Origin of the sequence: Paenibacillus sp. PastM-3 (assembly GCF_029893965.1) — a bacterium.
In the GTDB taxonomy this organism is placed as follows: Bacteria; Bacillota; Bacilli; order Paenibacillales; family Paenibacillaceae; genus Paenibacillus_AQ.
In genome coordinates, this window is the sequence record NZ_JARXXP010000017.1 from 14689 (window position 1) to 27599 (window position 12911).

A 12911-nucleotide genomic window follows, 5' to 3' on the forward strand; every position below is an offset into this window, starting at 1 on the left:
AAGGAAATAGCAAATCTGCCGGCCTGATCATTCCAGAGCGCCTGCACATGACAAAAAGCGCCGCACCGGGCGGAAGGCCGCCCTGATACTGACGCAGTTCATTGCTTGATTAAAAGCTGCAGCCTGTCGCATAAACACCGCGGCTGTGCTCGCCTGAAGCCGGAATCAGCCCGAAGCCTTTGCCGCTGCCTGAGCCGGAGTAAGCACCTCAGAGCATAACACCCGCAGCTTCTCCTGAATATGTTTGAACTCCTCTATTCCAGTACCGGTTAAACTGAACGCATCGCCATGGGCAGTCAGGAAATTCTCCTGGGTGAGCCGTTCCAGCTCCTGCTTCACTTCTCGTTCCGCAACCCGGTATCCCAGGTTTTCAAGCTCAGGCAGCATATCCGACAATGTTAAATCCCTCTCATGTGCAATATAAAGCATATGGATTCCTATGAACAAATTCTGTACATCGGCGCGCATATTCCACTCCTTCCGGCCAAGAGCCTATGATATATTAAGCATTACCCTGGCAAGCGGAAGCGGAAACACCGTTATGACTCCAGTTAAGGTTCCTATTGTGATTTATGCAAATTTACGGTAATGCTTGACGAGCCGAGTCCGGCTGTACTATGTTGTTAATTACAGTTATATTTCATTACTGATTTAAGGTACAGGAAGGTGATGCTTCATGTTTCAGGCAATGCCCTATGACGGGACACGCAGCGAACGGTTCGAGTCCGTGCTTTCACAGCTTGCTGCATTGATCGACGGCGAACCGAGTGCAATCGCCAATCTGGCTAATGCCTCGGCGCTGCTCAAATTCTCTATGCCGGATACCAACTGGACCGGATTTTATCTATTCGACGGCAAAGAGCTTGTTCTCGGGCCGTTCCAGGGTCTGCCCGCATGCATCCGTATTCCGCTGGGCCGCGGGGTCTGCGGGACCTCCGCTGCAGAGCGCCGGACGCTTGTGGTGGATGATGTCCATGCCTTCCCCGGACATATCGCCTGCGATGCCGCATCGAACAGCGAGATCGTGGTTCCGCTCATCAAGGGCGACCAGCTCCTTGGCGTACTCGATATTGACAGCCCGCTCAAGCACCGCTTCGATGACGAAGAACGGCGTTTTCTGGAGCGATTCGCAGCCATGATTGCTGCCGTGCTGTAGACACTCCGGCACACATAAGGCCGCCGCAGACCAGGAATTACCTGGATCTGCGGCGGCCTCTTTGCTGACAGCTCCGCTTATTTTTAACCGACCGGATTAATCTTCCAGATTTCCGCCGCATAGCGGCTGATGGTATTATCGCTGGAGAACTTGCCGGAGTGGCCGATGTTGACAATCGACTTCTTCAGCCATTCCCGCTGGTTGCGGTAAGCGAGATCGATTTTGACATGAGTCTCTACATAGCTTGCGAAATCTTTAAGGACGAAGAACTCATCATTATTATCAAGCAGCGACTGATACAACGTATCAAATTCCTGGGTATTACAGCAGATAGGTCCAGGCGTAACCAGCTGATCCAGCACTTCCTTCACACGCCCGTCGCCGTAATAGATGTCGCGGGAGCGGTATCCGCCGAACTGGTAATAATCCATAACCTGCTCCGCCCGCAGCCCGAACAGGAACATGTTGTTGTCACCGACCATTTCATGCATCTCCACGTTCGCCCCGTCCATCGTTCCGATGGTCAGCGCTCCGTTCATCATAAACTTCATGTTCCCGGTACCTGAAGCTTCCTTACTGGCCGTAGAAATCTGCTCACTTACATCAGCAGCGGGGATAATCTTCTCCGCCAGGGAGACCGAATAATTCTCAAGGAAGAAAATACGGATCTTGCCCTTAATGTCGGGATCTTTGTTCACTACATCAGCTACCGTATTGATCAGCTTAATAATCCGTTTGGCCAGGTGATAGCTCGGCGCTGCCTTGGCCCCGAAAATGAAGGTGCGCGGCACCATATCCATGGACGGGTTATCTTTAAGCTGGTTATACAGGTGCATGATATGCAGAATATTCAGCAGCTGGCGCTTATAGGCATGCAGCCGCTTGACCTGCACGTCAAAGATCGAATCCGGGTCAACCTGAACCCCGTGCTTCTTCGTGATATACTCAGCCAGCCGCAGCTTATTGCGCCGTTTGATGGCCGCTACCTGCTCCTGGAAGGAGGCATCCTCACTATATTTAATCAGGCCGATCATCTCCTGCGGCTGATGAATCCAGCGTGTACCGATTGAATCATTGATCAGACGGGTCAGCTCAGGATTGGCGTGCATCAGCCAGCGGCGGTGTGTAATGCCATTCGTTTTGTTATTGAACCGGTGCGGATACATCTCATTGAACAAGCGCATTTCACGCTTCTGCAATATTTCAGTATGAAGTGCGGCTACCCCGTTAACACTGTGGCTGGCTACAATCGCAAGGTTCGCCATACGCACCTGATCATCATGGATAATTGCCATCTGGTTAATCCGGTTCTGATCGCCCGGATATTTGCTCATCAGCTCACCGCAGAACCGGGCATTAATCTCCTCAATAATCAGGAAAATCCGCGGCAGCAGCTCCTTGACCATATTCATCGGCCATTTCTCAAGGGCTTCACTGAGAATGGTATGATTCGTATACGAGACCATCCGGGTTGTCATCTCCCAGGCCTTATCCCAGCCCAGGCCGTGCACATCCATCAGAATGCGCATCAGTTCGGGAATCAGCAGCGTCGGATGCGTATCATTGATATGCAGCGCTACTTTGTCCGGCAGTGCTTCAATCGGCGCACCGGTCTTGCTGAAGGTGCGCATAATACTCTGCACTCCCGCACTGCACAGGAAGTACTGCTGCTTAAGCCGGAGCAGCTTGCCCTCATACTGCGAATCATCCGGGTACAGGAACTCCGAAATGGATTCCACAGAGCGTTTGTACTCCAGGAACTTGTGGTAATCCGAACCGGTTAGCGAGCCTGACATCCGGGAAGCCGGAGTAATCGATTCGGCACTCCAGTTGCGCAGCGTGTTGACATGCTTGCGGTCGGCGCCGATCACCGGCACATCGTAAGGCACTGCGCGAACCGCTTCATAATCCTTATGCTCAAAGACCAGCTTACCGTTCTCTTCCCGGGTCTCAACCCGGCCCCAGAAGCGGACCTCCACTTGTTTGTCCTCCCGGCGCACTTCCCATACATTATCGTTCTGCAGCCAGTAGTCCGGCAGTTCTACCTGATAGCCGTCAACAATCTTTTGCTCAAACAAACCGTATTTATAACGGATGCCGCAGCCATGGCCTGCATACTGCAGGGAAGCAAGTGAATCAAGGAAGCAGGCTGCCAGCCGGCCCAGACCGCCGTTGCCAAGTCCTGCATCCGCCTCTTCCTCCTCCACATCACGCAGATTGAAGCCCAGCTCTTCAAGGCCGTCCCGCACTACCTCCAGAACACCCATATTGAGCAGATTGTTGCCCAGCAGGCGGCCGATTAAAAATTCCATTGAGAAGTAATAGACCTGCTTCTGCTGGCTAACCTTGTATTTCTGATTGGTCTCTGCCCAATTCATCCCTGCATTCTCACGGATCATATTACCGAGAATCTTGTACACGTCACCATTCGATGCTTCTTCCAGCGGCTTGCCGAGTTTACTGATCAATGTCTCACGGAATACTTTCTTGAAGCTTTCTTTGTCGTTAAACAACAGCAGGTTCCTCCAGTCGGTTGTGTATTTGTATGAGATACATGGCCTCTATGGAAAGTCAGGACCAGCCGGGCTGCTGTAGCACACAGCCCGGCTGATCCTGGGGTTAAATTTTGCTGCTCTTGGCGATGACAAACGGACGTTTGCTATCCCCGACGAGTATCCTGTCCTTGCTGAGATGTACGTCTTTATCCATAATAACATTCTCAATTACCGCATTCGCTTCAATCACACATTTCTGCATAATGACAGAATTGACGATTCTGGCCCCTTCACGGATCTGCACGCCCCGGAAAATCACGCTGTTCTCAACGGTTCCGCCGATGATGCAGCCATTGGCCACCAGGGAATTGGTTACGTTCGCGCTGTCCAGATAACGGGTGGGCGCTTCATATTTGATCTTGGTCTGCACCGGATTTTCTTTGAACAGACCCAGGTAATTCTCCTGTTTGAGAAGCTCAAGACTATTCTTGTAATAGCTCTCCAGTGAATTGATTACAGCATGATAGCCTTTGTATTCATAGCCGGCAATTTTGAAATTGGCCCGGTTCTTCTGGATCACATCACGGAAGAAAAAGCTCTCTCCATGCGCAATGCAGTACTCCACCTGCTCCAGGAACAGTTTCTTTTCCATGATGAAGATATCCAGGTATACATTGGGGTGATGCTTCTCCTGGTGAATCTCGGTAACGAGATTGTCCTCATTTAATTCAAGCCGCAGGCACGGGTCATGCTCAGGCTGAAGCTGGTCGATCGCTTTGTAGACAAGCGTAACATCGGCACCCTTTTCCAGATGGTACTGGAAGGCATCCTGCAGATCAACAGTATTAATATGCTGACTGCCCGAGAACACAATGTACTTGGCGGAAGCTCTTTTGAAAAAGTCCAGATTGTTATGATAGTGCTGCAGATCACCGATTGAAGTATCGGTCGGATCGTTCCAGTCCGGAGGCAGAATGAACAGCCCGCCATGCTTACGGTTCATATCCCAGGACTTGCCGTCACCGAGATGGTCCATCAGCGAACGGTATTTGCGGCGGACGAACAGCCCTACACTCTCAAGCTCCGCCCTCATCATATTGGACAATACGAAATCGATCAGCCGGTAACGGCTGGCAAAAGGCACGGCCGCACCGCAGCGGAAATAGGTTAATTCGTTCAATTTGTCCAGTTCATGATCAAGATTAATTACGCCCATAAGCTCTTTCATCGCGGTCACCGTCCTCTAAAATTATATGGTTTTGGCTGCAACTGATTTGCGTTTTTTGCTACGATTGTCGATCAGCAGAATCTCATCCTCATTCTCCCGGTCATTGCCGATCTCCATATAATCTTCGATCACTGTATTTTCGCTTATGATTGCTTTATGAATTCTTACGTTCTTGCCGATCTTCACCTTGGGCATAATGACCGAGTCGGTAATAACGCTGCCTTCGCCCACTTCCACGCCGTAGAACAGCACCGAATGCTTCACTTCCCCGTGCACAATGCAGCCCTCGTTAATGATGCAGCTCGATACTTTGGCTTCCGGAGCCACATATTGTGCCGGCTGGTTCGGGTTGCGGGTAAAAATCCGCCAGTTCGGATCATTCAGATTCAGCGGCGGATGGTCGCTCAAGAGATCCATGTTGGCTTCCCAGAGGCTGGTTACCGTACCGACGTCTCTCCAGTAGCCTTCAAAAGGATAAGCATACAGGGAATTGCCGTCTGCCAGCATCAGCGGAATAATGTCCTTCCCGAAATCATGAGAGGAATCCGGCTTCTCGCCATCCTCCAGCAGATGCTTGCGCAGAACCTCCCATTTAAAAATATATACCCCCATCGATGCCAGTGTGCTCTTAGGCTTAGCAGGCTTTTCTTCAAATTCGTATATTTTTAGGTCTTCATCGGTATTGAGGATGCCGAAACGGCTCGCCTCCTCCAGAGAAACATCAATGACGGAGATTGTGCAGTCCGCATTTCTTGATTTGTGATACTGCAGCATGGCGTTGTAATCCATTTTGTAGATATGGTCGCCGGACAGAATAAGCACATGCTCCGGATCGAACTGGTCTACAAACTTCAGATTACGGTAAATGGCATCAGCCGTACCCCGGTACCAGCTGCTTCCGTTCTCCCGTTCATGCGGCGGCAATACGAATACACCGCCGTCCTTACGGTTCAAATCCCAGTCACCGCCAACTCCAATGTATGAATGCAGGACCAGCGGCTCATATTGCGTCAGCACGCCAACCGTATCGATTCCTGAATTCGAGCAGTTACTCAGCGGAAAATCAATAATCCGGTAGGTTCCTCCAAAATACACAGCGGGCTTGGCGAGCGATTTGGTCAAGCCCTTCAGCCTTTTCCCTTGGCCTCCCGCCAATAGCATAGCTACCATTTCTTTTTTCTTCATGGAAGAGCCTCCTTGACATATGGGTAATAAAACATGAAATAAATGAGGTTTAAGTGAATCAGATTCCAAAAAGAAGTGTACCTAAAGAAGTAAAATGAAAAGAAAGGCGCCTGATAGGATAGTTGATAAGATGACGAACGGGGAAAACAAAAGGATATGTATCACGTTGCCGGAACGCTGGAAATTTCTCTAATCCTCCGGTTAGGGTATCCTTATTGTAAAGTGTTCTAGGCCCGCCGTCAAAACCCTTTTTACACCCTAAAAAAGTTAAAACTCCCGCTAATCCCCTTCAAAAATTCACATTACAGCCTGTATACATAGATTAACCATTATGATTAACCATGAACGACATTTTCGAATCGAATTGGCAGAGTTATTCAGCAAACGTTCAACCTCATGTGTCATAATATAGCTATCTCTTATTGTAAATGGAGGAAATGATGATGAAAGCAACCCAGGGCGTACGCCTCCTGCTCGTTGACGACGAGCCTCATATACTCCAGTTTCTGGAACTGGGACTCTGCAATGAAGGCTTTGAAGTAAAAACCGCACCTGATGGCGCAAGTGCCATCGCCATAGCCGCGGATTTCAAGCCGCATGTGGCGATTCTTGATGTGATGATGCCCGGGATGGACGGGTTCGAGGTGTGCCGTTATCTCCGTTCGGAAGAAACGGAAATTGCCGTCATTATGCTGACGGCCAAGGACGAGGTCGATGACCGGGTTAAGGGCCTGTCCATCGGCGCAGATGATTACATGGTTAAGCCGTTCGCCTTCGATGAGCTGCTGGCCCGGATACAGGCACGGCTGCGCAACCAGTTCCCCGGTCTGCTCGGCGAAGTCCGCTGCGGCCCGTTCCGGATCGACGGCAGACGCAAGGAAATCCGGTTCAGGGACGAGGTGCTTGAGCTCTCCCCGACTGAATATGAGCTGCTGCAGTACCTGGTGATTAACCACGGCCTGGTGCTGAGCAAACCGATGATTCTGGATAAGGTATGGGGCTATGACTTCGGCGGCGAGGAAAATATCGTCGAGGTCTATATCCGCTCCCTCCGCGAGAAGCTCGGCGATAAGGAGCACCGGATTATCCGCACCCTGCGCGGTGCTGGATACCGGGTGGATCTGCTATGATACCCCGCCTCCTGCAGAGGCTGCACGCCCCGCGTTCCCTGCGCAAGCAGCTGCTGGCAACCTCGCTGCTTATTCTTTCAGGCCTGCTGCTGCTCATCGGTGTGCTGCAGTATGTGCTGATGCGCAACTTTATTTACAGCAACCGGGCGGAAACGATGGAGACCCAACTGCGGTCTGTGCCGCGTGATTTTTTTTACCGGCTTATATACGGCGATTTTACGAATCCCATGAACGGGAACATAGGCGGTATGCCGGGCAACAGCCCGTCAAGCCAGCGCAATGGCGAGGGAGGACGCCCGCTGCTGCTGGATGCGCATACGACCATTGCCGCATACAGCGCGGACGGTACCTTTACGGATCTGCAGAAGGATACCTTGTCCGACTCAGCTGCCCCGCGGCTGACTGATGATCAGTATAATGAGCTGCTTACCCACACGACTGAGAAGGCGACTGGAAGCTACCGGCTCATCACAGCCTCGGACGGCAGCCAGCATCTGGCCGTCTTCATGGATCTGGGCCGGCCCGGCGGGAACAAAATTCTGCTGCAGATGAGTGTGGAGACGGGACCGCTGAAGGATGTGATCCTGCAGCAGCTGATGATTTTTGCCGCGCTGGCCGTAGCCGCCCTCCTGGCCGGCTTGCTCCTCTATCTGCCCGCCCTGCGCAAGACGCTCGTACCGCTGTCCAATATGGGCGAAGCCGCCCAGCGCATAGATGCCGGTAATCTGGATGTCCGCTTCCCGGTTAATCAAGGACAGATGGAGATCGACAAGCTCTCCCATTCCTTCAACGGAATGCTGGAGCGGCTGGAAATCTCCTTCCGGGGTGAGCGCGAGGCCAAGGAGCAGATGCGGCGGTTCGCCGCCGACGCCTCACATGAGCTGCGCACCCCGCTCACCTCGATCCACGGCTTCCTGGAGGTGCTGCTGCGCGGGGCTGCGGACAATAAAGAGCAGCTGTACAATGCGCTGAACAGCATGCACGGGGAATCCAGGCGCATCAACAAGCTGGTGGAGGATCTGCTGCTGCTGGCCCGGATGGACGGGGCACCGCAGCTCAGGGTCAAAGAGCTACGGCTGGCAGAGATTATCGAGGAGATGCGGCCGCAACTGCTGGTACTGGCGGGCAGCCGCCGGGTCACCTTCGATTTTTCATACGGTATCCGCGGAAGCTATGACCCTGACAAAATCAAGCAGGTGGTGCTCAACCTGTTCCATAATGCCGTACAGCATACGGATAACGAACATGGGACTATTCATATTGCCCTACACGCCCGGGGCAATGATGCGGAGCTGACGGTGAGCGACAACGGCTCCGGCATTTCAGCCGAGCATCTGCCGCATGTCTTCGACCGCTTCTACCGGAGCGACTCCTCGCGCACGCGCAAATACGGCGGATCAGGGCTTGGTCTATCCATCACCAAATCGCTTGCAGAAGCGCACGGCGGAGAGATCAGCGCAGAGAGCGTACCCGGTAAAGGAACTACCTTCAGAATCACGTTGCCTTGTCTGGCAGGCTAGTAGCTTATAAGCCGTAATTAACGTTATAATAGTAAGCATACTTAACTTTCAGGAGGTTAACGCTATGTATGAAGTTGCTGTTATCGGAGCCGGCCCCGCCGGTGCAAGCGCCGCCCTGTTCACTGCCAAGGCGGGCAAAAAAACGCTGTTGATTGACAATGACAAAGGCATGACCCGCAGAGGCTGGTATGAGAACTATTATGGCATTGCCGAAATCGGCGGTCCCGACCTGGTTGAAACCGGCCAGAAGCAGGCTGTCAAATTTGGAGCAGAGCTGGTTGCCGATCAGGCCATTAACCTTACAGCCGGCGGCGAAGGCATTACGATTGAAACCGAAAGCGGTGCTACTTACGAAGCGAAGCATGTTATCCTGGCAACCGGCGTTCTGACTGACCTTGCCGCCAAAGCAGGAGTAGAAACGAAGGACGGCACTGAGCCAAGAATCAAAACCGTAGTGGCCGTTAACGCAGAGGGCAAAACCAATGTCGACGGCATCTGGGCCGCCGGAACAGTTGCCGGTGTCAGTGTACACGCCGTCATCACTGCCGGTGACGGTGCCAAGGTCGCCATCAACATCATCAGCGAGCTGAACGGAGCAAGATATGTGGACCACGATTTGCTGAAGGCTTAGTGTTACGAGGCAAGCCTATACGGCTCAGTAATTCAGAGCAGCAAAAAAGCTATCCCGGTGGATTGGCCTGAGGCCATATCTGCCGGGATAGCTTTTTGCGTACCGGAGAGATCCCTCTCCCTGTTCACTTGTTAAGCTGGGCTACTCTGGGCTCCTGAACAGCCTGCTGCGCCCTGCCTTCATAGAAATCCTGCACAATATACAGCGGGCGGCCCTTGGTCTCATCATAAATCCGGCCTACATACTCACCGAGAATCCCCAGCATGATCAGCACGAACCCGTTGAAGGTTAAGGTAATACCGATCATTGACGCCCAGCCTTTAACGGCCTCATCCGTAAATAGCGCCAGGTACAGAACATACATAAGGTACAGAAATCCGCTGGCTGACAGCAGCCCTCCGAGATAACCTGCCAGCTTCAGCGGCTTGTATGAAAAAGAGGTGATGCCGTCCAGCGACAACTTGATCATACGCTTCAGCGGATATTTGGTCTCACCGGCCAGCCGCTCATCCCGCTCATATTCTATCGCCTTCTGACGGAAGCCGACCCAACTGACCAGGCCGCGGACAAACCGGTTTTTCTCCGGCAGCCGTTTCAGCTCTTCGCATACCTTGCGGTCAATCAGCCGGAAGTCGCCCGTGTCAACCGGGATAGAGATGTCGGTGGAATAGCGGAGGATCCGGTAAAAGGCGCTGGCCGTCCATTTTTTGAATAAGGATTCCCCGTTGCGCTTAATGCGCTTGGCATATACGACCTCGTAGCCTTTTTTCCATTCCTCGATCATCGTCAGAATCAGTTCCGGCGGGTCCTGCAAATCGGCATCAATAATGATGACTGCATCGCCCAGCGAATAGTCCATACCGGCTGTAATGGCAATCTGATGCCCGAAATTGCGCGAAAGGTCGATCAGCTTCACACTCTCGTCCCAGTAGCTGTATTCCTCCACCATCTGTGCACAATGATCTGTACTGCCGTCATTTACGAACAGCAGCTCGTAGGGCTCGCCTGTTGTACCCATTACTTTTTTGATCCGCCGGTAGGTTTCCTGAATCACGGCTTCTTCATTGTACATCGGTATAATGACGGAATAGCGCACGCTGATACTCATGGGCAGCTCCTCCTTAAATGAAATATGCTTAGTTTAAATGGACCTCATACAGGGTTCCGCCGGTTCCGCCGGCTCCGCCCGTCACGGTTCCCTGCCAGTCGGCTGACGGCACCTCTGTGCCATTTTCCGTAATCCAGCTTGTAATCCCGGAATTGCCGCCCCGTCCGCCGCCCATACCGCCGCTGGTAACGAGGAAATATTTCACCTTGCCGCTTTCCACCAGTGCCTGCAGTGTATCAGTCGTGTAAGGTACATCCGAGTTGTTGAAGCCGTTCAGAATAACTACTTTTTCACCTTCGTCGATAATATAAGGGCCTGCTGTCCCGTAATCCATGGCTGCGAATAGATATTCTTCACCGGTATTGTGCTCCTTCAGATAAGCCAGCAGCTCCCCGTTCACTCCGGTGCTGGTATTTCGTCCGCCGCCTCCGAAGCCGCCGCTGTCACTGCTGTCAGGACCTGCGGCCGGAGTCATACTGTTAAGCCCGTAAGTGATCGGTGTAAACGCCCAGTACAGCGGGCCGATCAGCAGCACCAGCAGCCCGGCTACAGCTGCGGCATGGACAAGGGCTGGCTTCCCCCGGCCTTTTAGAATCCGCAGCACGATCAGAAGCAAGGCTGCCGCAAGCCCTGCAGCCAGAACTCCGATTGACCAGCCGCTGCCGATGGTGCTGTCATAAGGACGAATAATGTACCACTGGAAGGCTGCAGTAGCCGGGACAGCTGCCGGAAGCAGCCAGGACAGCCAGCCGGAACGCTCTTTATAGTAGTGCCAGAGCTTAATCCAGCCTGCTCCGGCCAGCGCCGCAACCGGCGGCGCCATCATGATCAGATAATACTGGTGGAAGAATCCGGCGATACTGAAGAATCCGATCGCCGGAACCAGCCAAGCCAGCCAGAACAGGGCTTCTTTGTGCTGCATCGTAAAATGCCTGCGGCGCAGACTGGCAAAAATGCCGATTACGCCGAATAAGACAAAGGGCAGCAGCCAGCTGGCCTGTCCGGACAGCTCCTGCTGGAACAGCCGCAGCGGACCGGCGGTACCGGTGTTGAACATGCCGCCACCGCCGCCGTTCATGCCGCCCCGGCCGCCCTGGCCGCCGTCAGCGCCCCCGAACTGCCGGCTTCCGCCGTCAGGCCGAGTTCCCGGCATCCCGCCTTCCTCCGCACCTTGGCCTCCGCCTTGTGCCGGAGGCATTCCGCCGCCGTCCTCCGCGCCCGTACCCTGCTGGCCGCGGGAAGCCGCTCCACCGTCACCGCTGCGCGCTCCGCTATCCGTACCCTGCTGGCCGCGGACACCGTCGTCACTGCCCTGCCCCTGGCCGTCCGGGCTGCCCTGCCCGCCGGCCCCATCCATAGCGGGCAGCTCACCATTCATGCCCGGCATCTGGCCGCCGCCGAAGCCGCCGCCACCCGGCATGCCGCTGCCGCCTCCTGTGCTGCGGTCACCGGTCAGACGGGATACCCCGTTATACCCGAAGGCCAGATTCAGCACCGAGTTGGTGCCGCTGCTGCCCATATAAGGCCGTTTATCCGCAGGAATCGAGTCAACGATAACCGCCCAGGAGAGCGAAATTATCAGCAGTACTGCGGTGCAGGCGGCCAGCACGCCGGTTTTTTTCTTCCAGTTGACCTTGGCGGCCAGAATATAGAACAGATAAAAAGCCGGCACAACCATATAGGCCTGCAGCATCTTCTCGTTGAAGGCCACCCCGATCAGTCCGAAGGCGGTGAGAAGACTGCCTGTTGTATGCTGTCTGGTCCCTTTGAACAAAAACCAGGCTGCCAGCAGCAGGGTAAACACCAGCATGGCATCAATGTTGTTCGTGCGGCTGACTGCCGCTGCAACTGGCGTTGTAGCCATCGCCAGCGCGGCGAGGCGGGCCGCTGCTTTGCCGAAGCTTGGCTTAACCAGCAGGTAGACCAGCAGTACCGAGCCTACGCCGGCCAAGGCTTGAGGCAGAATAACACTCCAGCCGTGCAGCCCGAAGATCCAGGCGCTGAGCGTCTGAATCCAGAACGTCACCGGCGGCTTATCCACGGTTACGGAACCCGCAGAATCCAGCGATGCAAAGAAGAAATTGTGGAAGCTCTGCAGCATACTTCCGACTGCAGTGGTGTAATACGTATTTACATAATGATCATTCCAGATCCCGAATCCGTAAAGAAAGGCAGCCAGCAGCAGAATAAACAGCAGTACCACGTCAGAGCCGATTTTTTTAACATCATTCAAGTTGTTCCACTCCCATCTTCCAATAGAACCTCATTCGGCAGCGCTCTCTCCCCAGTGTCAAGCATTGCATAGTCGTATTATTGCACCCGTACCTTAATCGTCAATGAGGCCAGGCTGAATGTTTGCTGAACGTTTTTTTGCTGAGACAAGATCATTTACGGGCCCGGGCCCGTCAATCCCCGGGGCACAAAGCAGGGCCTTACTATGGAAGCTGGCTCAGGAACT

The 12911-nt window shown here is 53.5% G+C and carries 10 protein-coding genes; 4 read left to right on the plus strand and 6 right to left on the minus strand.

Going from position 1 to position 12911, the window contains the following annotated elements; genetic code table 11:
• Positions 1-165: 165 nt before the first annotated feature.
• Positions 166-468 carry a hypothetical protein gene (locus M2108_RS21140; RefSeq protein WP_277471214.1) on the minus strand — a complete coding sequence of 101 codons (303 nt, stop codon included), beginning with the start codon at positions 466-468 and terminating at the stop codon, positions 166-168.
• A 208-nt stretch (positions 469-676) separates the two neighbouring features.
• Here M2108_RS21140 and M2108_RS21145 point away from each other — a divergent pair, with 208 nt between their 5' ends.
• Positions 677-1156: a GAF domain-containing protein gene (locus M2108_RS21145; protein WP_277471216.1), complete on the plus strand. Its 480-nt coding sequence runs from the start codon at positions 677-679 to the stop codon at positions 1154-1156.
• A gap of 83 nt (positions 1157-1239) precedes the next feature.
• On the opposite strand, the gene M2108_RS21150 is transcribed toward M2108_RS21145, so the two are convergent.
• From M2108_RS21150 to M2108_RS21160, 3 genes are all read right to left on the minus strand, one after another.
• Positions 1240-3669, minus strand: a complete 2430-nt coding sequence (locus tag M2108_RS21150) for a glycogen/starch/alpha-glucan phosphorylase (RefSeq protein ID WP_277471217.1) — start codon at positions 3667-3669, stop codon at positions 1240-1242.
• A 106-nt stretch (positions 3670-3775) separates the two neighbouring features.
• On the minus strand, positions 3776-4879 hold the full coding sequence (gene glgD / locus M2108_RS21155) for a glucose-1-phosphate adenylyltransferase subunit GlgD (protein WP_277471218.1): 1104 nt from the start codon (positions 4877-4879) through the stop codon (positions 3776-3778).
• A gap of 21 nt (positions 4880-4900) precedes the next feature.
• The gene (locus M2108_RS21160) at positions 4901-6064 is read right to left on the minus strand and encodes a glucose-1-phosphate adenylyltransferase (protein WP_277471219.1); all 1164 of its coding nucleotides are present in this window, start codon (positions 6062-6064) and stop codon (positions 4901-4903) included.
• A 443-nt stretch (positions 6065-6507) separates the two neighbouring features.
• On the opposite strand from M2108_RS21160, the gene M2108_RS21165 reads away from it, so the two are divergent.
• From M2108_RS21165 to M2108_RS21175, 3 genes are all read left to right on the plus strand, one after another.
• Positions 6508-7194 carry a response regulator transcription factor gene (locus M2108_RS21165; protein ID WP_277471220.1) on the plus strand — a complete coding sequence of 229 codons (687 nt, stop codon included), beginning with the start codon at positions 6508-6510 and terminating at the stop codon, positions 7192-7194.
• Positions 7191-8714 carry a sensor histidine kinase gene (locus M2108_RS21170; protein WP_277471221.1) on the plus strand — a complete coding sequence of 508 codons (1524 nt, stop codon included), beginning with the start codon at positions 7191-7193 and terminating at the stop codon, positions 8712-8714. Before M2108_RS21165 ends, M2108_RS21170 begins: the two co-directional genes overlap by 4 nt.
• Before the next feature lie 64 nt (positions 8715-8778).
• Entirely contained in the window at positions 8779-9345 is a 567-nt protein-coding gene (locus tag M2108_RS21175; protein ID WP_277471222.1) for an FAD-dependent oxidoreductase, read from the plus strand.
• A 124-nt stretch (positions 9346-9469) separates the two neighbouring features.
• Here the strand turns inward: M2108_RS21175 and M2108_RS21180 are convergent, their stop codons facing one another.
• The gene (locus M2108_RS21180; RefSeq protein ID WP_277471223.1) at positions 9470-10453 is read right to left on the minus strand and encodes a glycosyltransferase family 2 protein; all 984 of its coding nucleotides are present in this window, start codon (positions 10451-10453) and stop codon (positions 9470-9472) included.
• A 28-nt stretch (positions 10454-10481) separates the two neighbouring features.
• Positions 10482-12686 (minus strand): ArnT family glycosyltransferase, encoded by a 2205-nt coding sequence (locus tag M2108_RS21185; RefSeq protein WP_277471224.1) that lies wholly within the window; start codon positions 12684-12686, stop codon positions 10482-10484.
• Positions 12687-12911 lie beyond the last annotated feature (225 nt).

Excerpts from the sequence above, each read along its gene's own strand:
- M2108_RS21140 (WP_277471214.1), bottom strand. The coding sequence starts at position 468 with ATGCGCGCCGATGTACAGAATTTGTTCATAGGAATCCATATGCTTTAT.
- M2108_RS21145 (WP_277471216.1), top strand. The coding sequence starts at position 677 with ATGTTTCAGGCAATGCCCTATGACGGGACACGCAGCGAACGGTTCGAG.
- glgD (WP_277471218.1), bottom strand. The coding sequence starts at position 4,879 with ATGAAAGAGCTTATGGGCGTAATTAATCTTGATCATGAACTGGACAAA.
- M2108_RS21160 (WP_277471219.1), bottom strand. The coding sequence starts at position 6,064 with ATGAAGAAAAAAGAAATGGTAGCTATGCTATTGGCGGGAGGCCAAGGG.
- M2108_RS21165 (WP_277471220.1), top strand. The coding sequence starts at position 6,508 with ATGAAAGCAACCCAGGGCGTACGCCTCCTGCTCGTTGACGACGAGCCT.
- M2108_RS21170 (WP_277471221.1), top strand. The coding sequence starts at position 7,191 with ATGATACCCCGCCTCCTGCAGAGGCTGCACGCCCCGCGTTCCCTGCGC.
- M2108_RS21175 (WP_277471222.1), top strand. The coding sequence starts at position 8,779 with ATGTATGAAGTTGCTGTTATCGGAGCCGGCCCCGCCGGTGCAAGCGCC.
- M2108_RS21180 (WP_277471223.1), bottom strand. The coding sequence starts at position 10,453 with ATGAGTATCAGCGTGCGCTATTCCGTCATTATACCGATGTACAATGAA.